The sequence below is a fragment of the Hafnia paralvei ATCC 29927 genome, assembly GCF_001655005.1.
GTDB lineage: Bacteria > Pseudomonadota > Gammaproteobacteria > Enterobacterales > Enterobacteriaceae > Hafnia > Hafnia paralvei.
In genome coordinates, this window is sequence record NZ_LXET01000044.1 from 155,385 (window position 1) to 171,826 (window position 16,442).

General features: G+C 47.6%; 11 protein-coding genes. 3 read left to right on the plus strand and 8 right to left on the minus strand.

Annotated features, from left to right (window positions below; genetic code table 11):
• Positions 1–36: 36 nt before the first annotated feature.
• The 8 genes from M988_RS12495 to ansB form a co-directional block, all read right to left on the minus strand.
• Complete coding sequence (locus M988_RS12495) at positions 37–2,310, minus strand: DNA internalization-related competence protein ComEC/Rec2 (protein ID WP_064574391.1); 2,274 nt, start codon at positions 2,308–2,310, stop codon at positions 37–39.
• A gap of 246 nt (positions 2,311–2,556) precedes the next feature.
• Positions 2,557–2,841 (minus strand): integration host factor subunit beta, encoded by a 285-nt coding sequence (ihfB, locus tag M988_RS12500; RefSeq protein WP_004095742.1) that lies wholly within the window; start codon positions 2,839–2,841, stop codon positions 2,557–2,559.
• A gap of 85 nt (positions 2,842–2,926) precedes the next feature.
• Positions 2,927–4,606 (minus strand): 30S ribosomal protein S1, encoded by a 1,680-nt coding sequence (gene rpsA, locus M988_RS12505; protein WP_004095747.1) that lies wholly within the window; start codon positions 4,604–4,606, stop codon positions 2,927–2,929.
• 221 nt (positions 4,607–4,827) lie between these two features.
• On the minus strand, positions 4,828–5,517 hold the full coding sequence (cmk, locus tag M988_RS12510) for a (d)CMP kinase (RefSeq protein WP_008813008.1): 690 nt from the start codon (positions 5,515–5,517) through the stop codon (positions 4,828–4,830).
• Between the two features lie 368 nt (positions 5,518–5,885).
• The gene (gene aroA, locus M988_RS12515) at positions 5,886–7,163 is read right to left on the minus strand and encodes a 3-phosphoshikimate 1-carboxyvinyltransferase (RefSeq protein WP_064574545.1); all 1,278 of its coding nucleotides are present in this window, start codon (positions 7,161–7,163) and stop codon (positions 5,886–5,888) included.
• 157 nt (positions 7,164–7,320) lie between these two features.
• Positions 7,321–8,409 carry a 3-phosphoserine/phosphohydroxythreonine transaminase gene (gene serC, locus M988_RS12520; protein ID WP_064574395.1) on the minus strand — a complete coding sequence of 363 codons (1,089 nt, stop codon included), beginning with the start codon at positions 8,407–8,409 and terminating at the stop codon, positions 7,321–7,323.
• A gap of 312 nt (positions 8,410–8,721) precedes the next feature.
• Positions 8,722–9,414: a DUF421 domain-containing protein gene (locus M988_RS12525; protein WP_064574397.1), complete on the minus strand. Its 693-nt coding sequence runs from the start codon at positions 9,412–9,414 to the stop codon at positions 8,722–8,724.
• Between the two features lie 94 nt (positions 9,415–9,508).
• Entirely contained in the window at positions 9,509–10,555 is a 1,047-nt protein-coding gene (gene ansB, locus M988_RS12530; RefSeq protein ID WP_008813004.1) for an L-asparaginase 2, read from the minus strand.
• Between the two features lie 144 nt (positions 10,556–10,699).
• Here ansB and ycaO point away from each other — a divergent pair, with 144 nt between their 5' ends.
• The 3 genes from ycaO to pflB all read left to right on the plus strand — a co-directional run bounded on the left by ycaO (position 10,700) and on the right by pflB (position 16,205).
• Entirely contained in the window at positions 10,700–12,460 is a 1,761-nt protein-coding gene (gene ycaO, locus M988_RS12535; protein ID WP_064574547.1) for a 30S ribosomal protein S12 methylthiotransferase accessory factor YcaO, read from the plus strand.
• A 542-nt stretch (positions 12,461–13,002) separates the two neighbouring features.
• A complete protein-coding gene (gene focA / locus M988_RS12540) occupies positions 13,003–13,860 on the plus strand; it encodes a formate transporter FocA (RefSeq protein WP_020303849.1) in 858 nt (285 codons plus the stop codon).
• Positions 13,861–13,922: 62 nt separating this feature from the next.
• Positions 13,923–16,205 carry a formate C-acetyltransferase gene (gene pflB / locus M988_RS12545; protein WP_004095771.1) on the plus strand — a complete coding sequence of 761 codons (2,283 nt, stop codon included), beginning with the start codon at positions 13,923–13,925 and terminating at the stop codon, positions 16,203–16,205.
• The last annotated feature ends 237 nt before the right edge of the window (positions 16,206–16,442 follow it).

Consider the following 16,442-nt stretch of genomic DNA (forward strand, 5'->3'; position numbering starts at 1 on the left):
TTAGTTAACCAGCTTTGGAAGAAATAGCGGATCATTTTACTCATTATGTCCTCTTACGCCAAACCAACCGTGATACCAACGTGGATTTAATTGTGTTTTTAGTTCACTTATTCGCCACCCTGATGGTTTTACAGTCATAATGACCTCACCAGAGTGAGCGGTATCATGCCATTTAACCTGTTGACCTCTATAACGCTCAACAACTTTAGGTGACGGAAAGTGCCATGGTGAATAGCGAGCAGATGAACTCAACGCATTTTCTGGCTTTATCGTTCGCAGCAGCAAACTACTCGAAGAGGTATTACTTCCATGGTGGGGAACCTGTAAAACATCCGCGACAAGCCGTTCTCTCCAACGTTGAACTATCTTTACCTCTGTTTCTTTTTCTATATCACCCGTCAGTAAAAGTTTACGTCCTCTTCTCTCAACCAAAATAACACAAGAGTCATTATTCTTAGGCTCTGAAACAGCTCTGGGCGGCCACAAGACTGTAAAATTAATACCTTGCCATTGCCAACGGCTACCTATGTAACAGGCAAAATCTTTGAAATCTGGGCTACGGACCCACGCGGATGGAAACGCTTGCTGCAATGATGCCCTCCCCCCACTATGGTCAGAGTCTCTGTGGCTAATAATGATTCCGTCCAGTGCGAGCCCGTGCCAGCGTAGGTAAGGAATAATTTCACTGCTGGCTACATCTCCCCCTTCCCACTTATTTCCCGTATCGTATAAAAGAGCTCTTCCCTGTCGTTCAATCGCTATCGATAGCCCATGACCGACATCGAACATATGAACGCGCCATTCATCGTCACTCGTCTTTTGCATACTAACAAAAGCCAGAAACACGCTGATCTGAACTAGCCCCCACAACAGTAAACCGCGCTTAGAAAAAGAGCGCACCGCTATAAATAGCATTAGCACACTCAGGCTAATCCAAACATCGCGCTCACTCATATCAACCCACAATGTCGGTAGATGGGCAAGCACCCACTGCATTCTATCAAGCAAAAAATCGGCCACATGCCAAGCATCGAAAGGATCGGCTCCCCAGAGCGTGGCAAGCCCTAGTAATATCATCGGCACAACAAGATAGGTAACAAGAGGTACAGCAATAAAATTAGCCCACAGAGCGCCACCGCTAACACCGTGAAATAGGTAAATTTGTACAGGCATCAAACACAGAGCGATGCCCAACTGCAAATGCAACAACCTTAGCCCAATATACCTTTTGGCAATCGTAAAACGTGCCGGTAACGGGGCAAACCAATACCAAAACGATAAGCTAGTCACAGCAATCACAGATAACCAAAAACTATCTGATAAGAGTAGCAATGGCTCACATACCACCATCAAGCACACCACGCTGAAGAGGGATTTTCTTGGTGATATAAAGCGTCCAAAGCAACGGTAGCCCGCAATGATCACCATTGCTCCCCCTACTCGTACCGCCGGAGGATTAGCGCCAGCCAGCCAAACATAGACCCACCCCACACTAACCATCATAAACAACGGAAAATAGGGATGGATCCAGCGTAGCGGGAAACACCATTGCAGAGTGCGAGCCCCGTACCATCCCAGCATCGCTGCCAAAGCAATATGTAATCCAGAGATAGCCAACAAATGAGACAAGCCGCTCATGCGAAAAAGCGAATTCTGACTATCTGTAAGCAACGCCCGTTCACCAAAAGCTAGAGCAATGATAATTGACTTCGAGGGTGTATCAGGCACAACTGAAAGCGTTTGGCTTATCATCTTTTGCCGCCAACTGCATTCGTGCGATAGCTTCTCATAAGCCGTTGGCGCGCCCTGCAACACAATATGATGGCTCACTGAATTTCGCTGGGCATCGTAGCCACCTTGATTCAGCCGACCATGTACAGGTCGCAAATTGGCGACCAACGACCAACGTTGGCCTGAGCAAAAAGGATTATGCACAGAGTCCCAAAACAGCGTGGTATCAAATCTATGTCTTACAGATGTGCCATTTATCGCGGCGACACGAAACACCACCTTCTCCTGCAGCGATACGCTATCTAAGGCTACGCTAATGACTTCCCCTGTATAATTTGCAGCGTGGTTGATTGGATATTGCAGAGGCTCCAATACACGTTGTGCGCAGCTAATGCCCCAAACCACGCCTAGCGTGATAAGTGCTGCCTTAAACACCATAGCCGAGTGATGAAATACAATAATCACTGCCACGGGTAACAAGCCATAGACCAAGGGCAATGCGGGTATCGAGGGAAGAAACATCAAGGACACGCAGCCAAAAGCGATGTACTGAAGGCTTTCATCAAGAGTAATTCGCATCTGTGTTCCTTCACCGCGCTATCTAATAGGCATCTTGCCTCAATCAAACAAAAGCGAAATGGGCTACGCTAATCGATGCGAAAGTGGCTGCAAAGAACGGTAGCAACACAGATGATATCGGCTTTTTATTGCGAAACGCTTCGCAAAAGAATGCCAAAAAGCGCATCACGAAGGGGAATATTGAGAGGTAACTTTAGACATGAAAACGGCACCCGAAGGTGCCGTTTTAGACTTTAAGCAAACTGCTTAAGCGTAGATGTTCGCCCGGTCACGTAGTTCTTTACCAGGTTTAAAGTGGGGAACGTATTTACCTTCCAGTTCCACTTTATCTCCCGTTTTAGGATTACGACCGACGCGGGGCGCACGGTAGTGAAGTGAAAAACTGCCGAATCCACGGATCTCAATGCGTTCACCGTCAGCAAGCGTTGTTGCCATATGCTCAAGCATTTCTTTCACTGCATCCTCAACGGCCTTCGCAGGCAGATGTGGTTGCTGGCTAGCAAGTCTTTCAATAAGTTCGGACTTGGTCATATTTCCTCCAAGCTATTTCCCCTCATTGGGGAACGCACTTTGCAGCTTAACTACCGTTACAGGGCGGCCGAAACCGCCCTCATCATTATTCGCCTTTAGCCGCTTTGAATGCTTCAGCCATAGCGTTAGAGAAGTTTGGTGCATCTTCCTGTTTGTTGCTGTTAACAGTTGCGATTGCATCTTTCTCATCAGCTTCGTCTTTAGCACGAACAGACAGGCTTACAACGCGATTCTTGCGGTCTACGCCAGTGAATTTAGCTTCAACTTCGTCGCCTACGTTCAGAACCAGAGTGGCATCTTCAACGCGGTCACGGGAAGCTTCAGAAGCACGCAGATAGCCTTCTACGCCATCAGCTAATTCAACTGTAGCACCTTTAGCGTCAACTGCAGTGACTTTACCAGTAACAATTACACCTTTCTTATTCATAGAGATGTAGTTGTTGAATGGATCTTCTGCCAGTTGTTTAACACCAAGGGAGATACGCTCGCGCTCTGCATCAACCTGCAGAACAACTGCTGCGATTTCGTCGCCTTTCTTGTATTCACGAACTGCTTCTTCGCCTGCAACGTTCCAGGAGATGTCAGACAGGTGAACCAGGCCATCGATGCCACCGTCCAGGCCGATGAAGATACCGAAGTCAGTGATTGACTTGATTTTACCTTCAACGCGGTCGCCCTTGTTGTGGGTTTCTGCAAACAGCTGCCATGGGTTAGATTTGCACTGCTTCAGACCCAGGGAGATACGACGACGTTCTTCGTCGATATCCAGAACCATAACTTCCACAACATCACCAACGTTAACAACTTTGGATGGGTGGATGTTTTTGTTGGTCCAATCCATTTCGGAAACGTGAACCAGACCTTCAACGCCTTCTTCGATTTCTACGAAGCAGCCGTAATCAGTCAGGTTAGTCACGCGACCAGTCAGTTTGGTACCTTCTGGATAACGCTTAGCGATAGCAACCCATGGATCTTCGCCCAGCTGTTTCAGGCCCAGAGATACACGAGTACGTTCGCGGTCGAACTTCAGCACTTTAACAGTGATTTCGTCGCCAACATTCACGATCTCGCTTGGGTGCTTAACGCGTTTCCAAGCCATATCAGTGATGTGCAGCAGGCCGTCAACACCGCCCAGATCAACGAATGCGCCGTAGTCAGTCAGGTTCTTAACGATACCCTTAACTTCCATACCTTCTTGCAGGTTTTCCAGCAGCTGATCGCGTTCTGCGCTGTTCTCAGATTCGATAACGGCACGACGAGAAACAACAACGTTGTTGCGTTTCTGGTCCAGCTTAATGACTTTAAACTCAAGCTCTTTGCCTTCGAGGTGCAGAGTGTCACGTACCGGACGAACGTCTACCAGAGAACCTGGCAGGAATGCACGGATACCGTTCAGCTCTACAGTGAAGCCACCCTTAACTTTACCGTTGATAACACCGGTAACAGTTGCAGCTTCTTCGTAAGCTTTTTCCAACGTGATCCAAGCTTCATGACGCTTAGCTTTCTCACGGGACAGCTGAGTTTCACCGAAGCCGTCTTCAACTGCATCCAGAGCAACATCAACTTCGTCGCCTACCTGAATTTCCAGTTCGCCCTGTGCGTTTTTGAACTGTTCTGCTGGGATTGCAGACTCAGATTTCAGACCAGCGTCAACCAGTACGATATCTTTGTCGATAGCAACAACAACGCCACGAACGATGGAACCCGGGCGGGTTTCGATTGTTTTTAAGGATTCTTCAAAGAGTTGAGCAAAAGATTCAGTCATATTGATAATCTTCAGGATTCTTTATTTTAACGTCCATCAGGCATCCTGCTAGATGGGGTTGTTTAACATGCCCCGCGACAATCCATAGCGGCAGGGAGGGTAATATTATACATCGTTCAGCAATATTAGCTGAACAAATTTATCAATAACAACAATAGCCATAATGTAGTTTAACATTATGGCTATCGGCTTATCCTTATCGGTAAGCTCGACTTCCCACTTTACTCAGCAGGAAGATGTAATGTCTGCTTGGCATAAGCCAACGCTTTTTCAATCACTTGCTCAATAGACATCTGGGTTGAATCCAGCATCAGCGCATCCTGCGCAGGAACAAGCGGAGCCACGGCACGATTACGATCGCGATAGTCGCGTTCTTTTATCTCGTCCAAAAGGCGGTCAAAGTTAACACTAAACCCCTTCTCCTGCAACTGAAGCATGCGGCGGCGAGCACGTTCTTCAGAGCTGGCATCAAGGAAAATTTTCACGGGTGCATCTGGGAAAACTACGGTTCCCATATCGCGGCCATCCGCAATAAGCCCTGGGAACTCACGGAACGCACGTTGGCGACGCAATAACGCTTCTCTTACGCGAGGGAAAGCCGCAGCCTGAGACGCCGTGCTTCCTACCGATTCAGTACGAATTTCATTACTGACGTCCTCACCTTCCAGAATAACCTGCAACTGACCATTCTGTGCCACAAAACGCACGTCGAGGTGAGCGGCTAAGGGCACTAAAGCCTCTTCGGACGTGATATCAACTTGATGATGCAACGCAGCCAGGGCAAGCACACGATAAATCGCGCCGGAGTCTAAAAGACACCATCCCAAAGATTCAGCTAACGCCTTACACAAAGTCCCTTTACCCGCACCGCTCGGCCCGTCAACGGTAATTACCGGAGCTATTGCCGTCATTTTTCTCTCCTTTTTGGGGAAACATCTGTCCACGTAGACATGATCTATGAAGACTTGGGTATGTTCTGCTATGACTCGACTGCCATCAGGTCGACATTAAATGATTGAATTGACCATAGCGGAACACGCTCACATCGAACGGCGCGCATTATACGCTTATCAGCGCTTTACTGTTACCCCAAGCAGTGCTGGTTGCTGGAAAAACTCCCAGTCATAGACATAGATAGATCTGAATAGTTTAGGCGAAAGCCGCGAGGTGGGGCGCAATTCATTCCGGCTAATCGGTTGCGTGCACACAATGGACTGATTTAGCGCTGATGCAAAATGGAAGAGGCCCGCATAACGCAGGCCTTATTTTCGGATTAGTACTAATGACTTAAGCGTTCAAACTGCTGGAAATAATCAGGAAAAGTTTTCGCCGTGCACTTAGGATCTAAAATTGTTACGGGCGTATTCGACAGCGCAATCAGAGAAAAGCACATCGCCATACGGTGATCGTTATAGGTACCAATTTCCGCCACCTTTAAATGCACAGGCGGAACCACACGAATGTAATCTTCCCCCTCTTCCACCTCAGCGCCCACTTTGCGTAGTTCGGTCGCCATGGCTGACAAGCGATCGGTTTCCTTAACGCGCCAGTTATAGATGTTGCGGATAGTGGTTGGCGCGTCGGCAAAGAGCGCCGTTGTCGCGATCGTCATTGCCGCATCAGGAATATGGTTCATATCCATATCAATACCGTGCAGCTCACCGCGGGTACACTCTATAAAATCATCACCCCACGTTATTTTCGCACCCATTTTTTCTAGCACGTCAGCAAAGCGGATATCACCCTGCACGCTGTTTTTACCAATGCCCGTCACGCGAACTGTGCCACCTTTAATTGCGGCGGCGGCAAGGAAATAAGACGCAGACGATGCATCCCCCTCAACCAGATAATCCCCTGGAGAAACATATCCCTGCCCGCCGGCAATGCGGAATGTCTGATAATTTTCGTTTTCAACGTTAACGCCAAAGGTATGCATCAACGCCAATGTAATATCGATATAAGGCTTAGAAACAAGGTCGCCTTTAATTGAGATGACGGTATCGTGCTGCGCGAGGGGAGCCATCATCAGCAACGCGGTCAAAAACTGGCTGGAAACAGAACCGTCCACCTCAATATCGCCGCCGATATAGCCACCGCGCAAACGCAGCGGGGGATAGTTTTCCTGCTCGAGATAATCGATCTGCGCCCCACCTTGGCGTAATGCATCCACTAAATGCCCAATCGGGCGCTCTTTCATTCTTGGCTCGCCGGTGAGAATAATGTCGCTCTCACCGAGGCATAGCGCCGCAGCCAGCGGGCGCATCGCCGTTCCTGCGTTACCTAAAAATAGCTCTAGTGGACTCTTAGCCTGTAAAACACCGCCGTTTCCTGTGATTTCACAGCGAGTATGGTTGTCTGACAGTTGGAAATGAATTCCCAGCTGTTTGAGTGCGGTCAACATATGACGCACATCATCGCTATCCAACAAATTATGTAAACAAGTCGTTCCACTTGCCAACGCAGCCAACAGCAGAGCTCGGTTCGAAACGCTCTTAGAACCGGGTAAATTTATCTCACCAGAAAAGTGTTCAATAGGTTGTAACGTCAGGGAATCCAGCATAAAAATCACTCCAAATATTCAGTTAATGCAGCAAGTCCCATCGCTGCAAATAAATCATTACACCGTTGTACCGTTTTTCGTGACAGCTGTCATCTTTCTTGAACAGTAATAAAAAACCCCGGCTCGCCGGGGTTTGCAATCAATTTAGCGCAAATTAACCATGACGGCGTTCAAAATCAGCCATGAAATCGGTTAATGCCTTAACGCCTTCAATGGACATTGCATTATAAATAGATGCTCGCATCCCCCCCGCCACGCGATGGCCTTTCAATGCCTGAAGGCCAATTGCTTTCGCTTCTTGTAGGAACACAGGGTCCAAGGCGGGATTGGCCATCTGGAACGGCACATTCATGCGTGAACGGTTCTGAGGCGCCACGCCGTTGCGATAAAAGTCGCTGCGGTCGATAGCGCTGTATAAAAGGTCAGCTTTCGCTTTATTGCGTTTTTCCATTTCAACTAGCCCGCCCTGCTCTTTCAGCCACTTAAATACCATGCCTGAGAGATACCATGCAAAAGTAGGAGGCGTGTTAAACATAGAGTCGTTTTCAGCTAAAACGGTGTAATCGAGGATAGAAGGCAGTTCTTTACGCGCTTTGCCGAGTAGGTCCTCACGCACAATCACCACCGTGATCCCCGCAGGGCCGATGTTTTTCTGTGCGCCAGCGTAGATCACACCATAGCGGCTAACGTCGATTGGGCGAGAAAGAATCGTCGATGAGAGATCGGCAACGACGATTTTGTCGCCAAAGTCCGGCTCTTCATCAATGGCAATCCCATCGATGGTTTCATTCGGGCAGTAATGGACGTAGGCGGAGTCATCTTGCAAAACCCACTCACGCATCGGTTTGATTGCCTGTAGGCCTTGAGCGTCGGTGGTCGTGATATCAAACACATGCGGCGTACAATATTTTTGCGCTTCTTTTACGGCGCTGTGTGCCCAATAGCCACCATCCATATAATCAGCAGCGGTTTTATCACCCAACAGGTTTAGAGGAACCGCCGCGAACTGCGCGCGCGCGCCACCGTGACAGAACAAAACCTTGTAGTTATCAGGTACGTTCATCAAGGAGCGTAAATCCTGCTCGGCTTGTGCGGCGACCTGCATAAACTCTTTTCCGCGGTGACTGATTTCCATGACCGAAGTGCCTAAGCCATTCCAGTTACACAGCTCTTGTTCTGCACGACGCAATACCTCTACTGGCAACATTGCTGGGCCAGCACTAAAATTGTACACCTGTGTCATTTCCCCTCACCGCTCTTCGCTATGTTTATTAGACAATGTTTCTTGTTCACTCAAACTCTGCTCATACAGGCAACGACACTAGGCCACTGGCGCTCTGCCGAGGTTAATTTGCAGAAATTGATAGGTAATTTATTCACAACCAATTTACTTTATTCTTCGGTTTTATCATTCAGCAGTCTTGCCTGCAATGGTTATCGATAGCTGTCCCCAATCAGACCAACAAAGTATCACCAGACCATGCAGGAATATTGAGAAATAAAGTTCTGCATCAACGAGGTAACCCACAATTTTTATACTTTTTTAACTCTTTTTTTAGTTAACACGCCTGTTATTGTAGGCCTTAACCCACGAGTGATTTCCACAACGAGAACATGTTGGCTGGCTGATTTCCATCTGATGCTCAATCAAGCTGCACTCGCTACAGGCGTACTTGCCCGGCTCACAAATTTTATTGAGTTTGGTAATACAGGTGTTTGGCAACACGGGGAGACCATAGCGCACCGATTCTTCGTCAAAGAAATAGACGCTAATAGCCCCATTCACTTCCAGTATCGCTAACCGAACCTGTCCTAAGTGCTCAACACCTTCTAGCCTGAGCTCCATAAAAAATTCGTCATGTGTGATATTTTCGCGTTTGATCGTATCCCAAACCAGCGTACCGTCGCTGATAATCACCAAGGGCTTCCCCTCCATCCATGTCTGGATCTTCTCACTTTTAGACATCAACAGTGTGGATAAGCGATAGAGCAGCATAATACAGATGAAAACGGTCAATACCGGCAGCATGGGCACATCGTCATAAAAAGCCACGTCACCCGCAGCAGACCCAAGGGTTAAAATAACGATCACTTCGAACAGAGACATCTGCCGAACGCCACGCCGCCCAGTCATTTTCAGAAATAAAAATACAAGCAAGAAAGTGAACAAGCATCGCACCGCCACTTCTGCAAGGAAGTCGGGGGGCGCTTTGTCAAAAGCCATACGTTTTAAATCAAAGGATTGCATCGGGAAGGATGTCCATTTGCCTGAGGTATGAATACAGCTTAGTCGGCAAAAGAACGAAGGGGAGCTTAAAACTCCCCTTTTAATTTAATAGGAATTAGTACTGATTAAACATCTGCTGGATCTGCTTAGGATCTTTAGTTTGCGTTAAAGCTAACTGCAGCAGCACACGTGCTTTTTGTGGATTTAACGTTCCAGAGGCAACAAAGCCATATTTCACATCATCGACTTCAGCATCTTCGGTGGTTGAGCCGGAAGGCACTCGCGATGAACGCACCACAGCCACACCGTTGTGTGCCGCTGTCGCCAAGGTGTCAAAAATAGACTTGTACAGGTTCCCGTTACCTACACCGGCACTGACGATCCCCTGATACCCTGCTTCAAGTAGCGCTTTCGCAGGTAAATCTGAAGCATTGGCATAGTTGTAAACGATGCCCACTTTTGGCAACGAAGTGAGTTTGCTGACATCAAATGGCGTTTGTGTCGTGTGCTTACGCTCAGGCGCTCTCTGATAATCGACTTTGCCATTATGAATATAGCCCAATGGGCCATAGTTAACGGCTTGGAAGGTTTGTACACCCGTCGTGTTGGTTTTGGTCACATCACGGCCATCCAACACGGTGTCGTTCATCGCAACCAATACGCCACGTTTAGCCGAGGCAGGATCGGCAGCAGTGACAACCGCATTGTACAGGTTGAATGGGCCGTCCGCGCTCATGGCCGTTGATGGACGCATCGCCCCCACCATTACCACAGGCTTATCACATTTGACGGTTAAATCGAGGAAATAGGCGGTTTCTTCCATGGTATCGGTGCCGTGCGTAATCACGAAACCATCGGTTTTGTTGCAATCCGCGTTAATTTTCTTCGCCAGTTTTAGCCAAACATCGTCATTCATATCCTGCGAACCGATGCTCACCACCTGCTCACCTTTGATATTCGCGATATCTTTAAGCTGTGGCACGGCATCGACTAAGGATTCCACACCTACTTTACCGGCTGTATAATTTGATTTTGTTGCCGAATCACCGCCGCCTGCGATGGTTCCGCCGGTTGCCAAAATAGTGACATTTGGCAACGCAAAAGCTGCGCCACTAAACCCTGAAACCAACAGCGCTAGCAAGCTTACTTTGACCAACTTCATTCGATTTCTCCTCTTAGATAACTGCATGAATTATCTTCTATATCCATAAAAAAAATGTGACATTACTTATGGTTATGGAATTCATGGAGGAATAGGCTAAAAAAACGTATCATGCCGTTTTTTGCAGCTAACCAAGTGACTCAAATGACACAGACCTATATTCCCGGCAAAGATGCCGCGTTGGAAGACTCTATCGCACGCTTCCAACAGCAATTGACCGATCTCGGGTTCAATATTGAAGAAGCCTCTTGGCTGAACCCTGTCCCCCATGTTTGGTCTGTTCACATCCGCGATCGTGATTGCCCGCTTTGCTTTACCAACGGTAAAGGCGCCAGCAAAAAAGCAGCTCTGGCCTCTGCGTTAGGGGAATACTTTGAGCGCTTGTCGACCAACTATTTCTTCGCCGATTTCTACCTTGGACGCGAAATTGCCGAAGGCGACTTCGTTCATTACCCGAATGAAAAATGGTTCCCTATCCCAGCCGATGACAGTCTGCCAGAGGGCATTCTGGATGAACGCCTGCATGCATTTTATAATCCGGAAGGAGACGTAGGGTCGCAAGATCTCATTGATCTACAATCCGGCAATGTCGATCGCGGTATCTGTGCGCTGCCATTCACGCGTCAGTCCGATCAGCAAACCGTCTACATCCCAATGAATATTATTGGCAATTTATACGTTTCTAATGGGATGTCTGCGGGTAACACGCGCAATGAAGCACGTGTTCAAGGCCTGTCGGAAGTTTTCGAGCGCTACGTCAAAAATCGTATCATCGCCGAATCTATTAGCCTGCCTGAAATTCCGGCAGAGGTTCTAAATCGTTATCCTGAAGTGGTCGAAGCCATCGCTAAACTGGAACAGGAAGGCTTCCCAATCCTCTCCTACGATGCCTCACTGGGCGGTAAATATCCGGTGATCTGCGTTGTACTGTTTAACCCTGCCAACGGTACCTGTTTCGCCTCCTTCGGCGCTCACCCTGACTTTGGTGTCGCATTAGAGCGCACCGTCACTGAACTACTACAGGGTCGCAGCCTGAAAGATTTGGATGTGTTTACCGCCCCTACCTTCGATGACGAAGAGGTCGGCGAGCACGCCAACCTAGAAACACACTTCATTGATTCAAGCGGTTTGATCTCTTGGGATATGTTCAAGCAGGACGCTGACTATGAGTTTGCCGACTGGTCGTTTAAAGGCACGACGGAAGAAGAATTCAGCACTCTGATGAACATCTTCGAACAGGAAGATAAAGAAGTTTATATCGCCGACTACGAGCACCTCGACGTTTATGCTTGTCGCATCATCGTGCCGGGCATGTCTGACATTTATCCTGCTGAAGATCTCCTGTTAGCGAATAACAGCATGGGCGCCCATCTGCGCACACAGCTACTACAGCTGCCAGCGTCAAATCTAAGTAAAGAAGAGTATCTGCAAATCATCGAGCAGCTTGATGATGAAGGATTAGACGACTTTACCCGCGTGCGTGAACTACTCGGCATTGCGACGGGCAAAGACAATGGCTGGTATACCCTGCGCGTTGGCGAACTGAAAGCCATGCTGGCTCTGGCCGGTGGAGATCTGGAGCAAGCGCTGATATGGACCGAGTGGACCCAAGATTTCAACGCCTCGGTATTCAGTCCTGAACGCGCTAACTTCTATCGTTGCCTGCAAACCTTGCTGCTACTGAGCATGGAAGAGGAACGAGATCCCGCACAGTACTATCAGGCATTCAGCCGCATGTATGGCTCAGAGACATTAGAAGCCGCCTCTGCGGTTATCGCAGGCGAAGAGCGTTTCTATGGCCTACCGGCCGTAGATGATGACTTGAAAGCGCTGCCTGCGCATCAGGCGCTCTTGCAGGCTTATCAAAAGTTACAAGCCGCTAAGCGTCGTTACTGGGATAAGTAACACGCTCCCTTCTGTTCCCCTGCACAAGATGAGGTGCAGGGGTTCTTCACAACCTATCTTCATCAATACTGACCTATTCATCCTCAATAACGCATTTATCATCACAGCAAAATTCACCCAACAGCTACTATAGAGACAGAGAAATAATCCTGCGTTTTTCCTTTATAGCCTTTTATATAGGGAAACATAGAGAAAGAACGATTAGGCTAGCGGGGATTTATCCGAATTATGACGATATTTGTAATTAAATTGTTATTTATAAGTGCGAGTATTATTGGCATTGCAAAATAATATCTTCAGTTTGATCGAATTCTTAGGTGATTTTTTTACTTTTAATAAAAGCTGTTAGCTTCTAAATTCAACTTACAGTGTAAATATTAAAAAATATTTTTCCTTTTGAATTCAATGAGTTTATCATTTAACTTACTGTTTTTAGGGGTATTTTGGGCAGGTTAGTTCTGCGCATCATGATCCAAATCAATTTTTGCCGTATACTGCTTTGTTAGTATCTCGGCGCTGATTAATATTAAGAGAGAGTTAGTGTGAAAGCTGACAACCCCTTTGATCTACTACTACCAGCAGCAATGGCCAAAGTGGCCGAAGATGCTGGCGTTTATAAAGCCACTAAGCACCCGCTGAAGACTTTTTATTTAGCGATCACGGCTGGTGTCTTCATTTCTATTGCTTTCGTTTTCTACATCACCGCAACAACCGGCACTGCGGGTGTTCCATTTGGTTTTGCCAAACTGGTTGGTGGTATCTGTTTCTCTCTTGGCCTGATGCTTGTTGTGGTTTGCGGGGCTGACCTGTTCACTTCAACCGTATTAATTGTTGTCGCCAAAGCTAGTGGCCGCATTACCTGGAAACAGTTGGGGCTTAACTGGCTAAATGTCTATGTAGGTAACCTGATTGGTGCGCTTTTCTTTGTTGCACTGATGTGGTTTGCCGGCGAGTACATGACAGCCAATGGCGCATGGGGTCTCAATGTGCTGCAAACCGCCGATCATAAGTTGCATCATACTTTTGTTGAAGCTGTTTGCCTCGGGATCCTCGCTAACTTGATGGTTTGTCTGGCTGTCTGGATGAGTTATTCCGGTCGTAGCCTGATGGACAAAATGTTCGCAATGGTTCTTCCGGTGGCGATGTTTGTTGCCAGCGGTTTTGAACACAGTATTGCAAACATGTTTATGATCCCATTAGGGATTGTAATTAAGAATTTCGCAGCACCTGAATTTTGGCAAGCCGTAGGCGCTGCACCAGAACAGTTCTCTAACCTAACCGTTAGCCACTTCATTACCGATAACCTGATCCCTGTCACGATCGGGAATATCATCGGCGGTGGTCTACTGGTTGGTTTGACATACTGGGTTATTTATCTGCGCGGTGGCGATAAGCACTAATAAGAGCTTTTTACCGCAGCGCCGGGTTTACGAAGAAATCCACACTAGAAGGTAGGTGTTAAATGTCCGAGCTTAATGAAAAACAAGCAGCCGCATGGGAAGGTTTTACTAAAGGCGACTGGCAGAATGAAGTCAACGTTCGTGATTTCATCCAGAAAAACTACACCCCGTATGAAGGTGACGAATCCTTCCTGGCTGGCGCTACTCAAGCGACGACCAACCTGTGGGATAAAGTCATGGACGGTATCAAAATTGAAAACCGTACCCATGCTCCGGTTGATTTCGATACCAACGTAGCTGCAACCATCACCTCTCATGATGCTGGTTACATCAGCAAAGACCTGGAACAAATCGTTGGTCTGCAAACTGATGCACCTCTGAAACGTGCTCTGATTCCGTTCGGCGGCATCAAGATGGTTGAAGGTTCATGTAAAGTTTACGGTCGTGAACTTGATCCAATGATCAAGAAAATCTTCACCGAATACCGTAAAACGCACAACCAGGGCGTGTTTGACGTTTACACCAAAGACATCCTGAACTGCCGTAAATCTGGCGTCCTGACCGGTCTGCCTGATGCGTATGGCCGTGGCCGTATCATCGGTGACTACCGTCGTGTTGCCGTTTACGGTATCGACTTCCTGATGAAAGACAAATACGCTCAGTTCCAATCACTGCAGACCAAACTGGAAAACGGTGAAGATCTGGAAGCGACTATTCGTCTGCGTGAAGAGATTGCCGATCAGCATCGCGCTCTGGGTCAAATCAAAGAAATGGCTGCCAAATACGGCTGCGATATCTCTGGTCCAGCTAAAAACGCCAAAGAAGCTGTACAGTGGACTTACTTCGGCTACCTGGCTGCGGTTAAATCTCAGAACGGTGCTGCAATGTCCTTCGGTCGTGTGTCCAGCTTCCTGGATATCTACATCGAACGTGACCTGAAAGAAGGCAAACTGACTGAAGAAGAAGCTCAGGAACTGATTGACCATCTGGTTATGAAACTGCGTATGGTTCGCTTCCTGCGTACTCCAGAATACGATGAGCTGTTCTCTGGTGACCCAATCTGGGCAACTGAATCTCTGGCTGGTATGGGTCTGGACGGCCGTACTCTGGTTACCAAAAACAGCTTCCGTTTCCTGAACACCCTGTACACCATGGGTCCATCTCCAGAGCCAAACATGACCATTCTGTGGTCTGAAAAACTGCCTCTGGCGTTCAAGAAATTCGCGGCTAAAGTTTCTATCGACACCTCATCTGTACAGTATGAGAACGATGACCTGATGCGCCCTGACTTCAACAATGATGACTACGCAATTGCTTGCTGCGTAAGCCCAATGATTGTTGGTAAACAAATGCAGTTCTTCGGTGCTCGTGCAAACTTGGCTAAAACCATGCTGTACGCAATCAACGGTGGCGTTGACGAAAAACTGAAAATGCAGGTTGGCCCTAAAGAAGCTCCAATGATGGATACCGTACTGGACTATGACAAAGTCATGGAACGTATGGATCACTTCATGGACTGGCTGGCTAAGCAGTATGTCACTGCGCTGAACATCATCCATTACATGCATGACAAATACAGCTACGAAGCATCCCTGATGGCTCTGCATGACCGTGACGTATATCGTACTATGGCATGTGGTATCGCAGGTCTGTCTGTTGCTGCTGACTCCCTGTCTGCAATCAAATATGCAAAAGTAACCACTATTCGTGACGAAGATGGCTTGGCTGTCGACTTCGACGTTGAAGGTGAATACCCGCAGTTTGGTAACAACGACCCACGCGTCGATGACATCGCTTGTGATCTGGTAGAACGTTTCATGAAGAAAATTCAGAAACTGACTACTTACCGCAACGCGGTTCCTACTCAGTCTGTTCTGACCATTACCTCTAACGTGGTTTATGGTAAGAAAACGGGTAACACCCCAGATGGTCGTCGTGCTGGCGCTCCATTCGGTCCAGGTGCTAACCCAATGCACGGTCGTGACCAGAAAGGTGCTGTTGCCTCTCTGACTTCCGTTGCTAAACTGCCGTTTGCTTACGCTAAAGATGGTATTTCTTATACCTTCTCTATCGTTCCTAACGCTCTGGGTAAAGACGACGAAGTTCGTAAAGCTAACTTGGCTGGTCTGATGGATGGTTACTTCCACCATGAAGCTAGCATCGAAGGTGGTCAACACCTGAACGTTAACGTTATGAACCGCGAAATGCTGTTAGATGCGATGGAAAACCCTGAGAAATATCCTCAGCTGACCATCCGTGTATCTGGCTACGCTGTACGCTTCAACTCTTTGACCAAAGAACAGCAGCAGGACGTTATTACACGTACTTTCACACAGTCTATGTAATGCACTGCCCGCTTAAAATGGCATAAAATAAAGGCTCCACTTCGGTGGGGCCTTTTTAGTAAATGTGAGACAATAGCGTGCCGAGTATGCTCGTCCGTGATAAAAATGACATGATTTGACTGTTTTGCCGGATTGCTCTCAGCAACAGTTCGACTAATACTCAGAATATTTCTTTGCCGATGGAAATCAGGCAAAACAGTTATCAGCAAGATATGAACCTCTATGGTGTATATCATT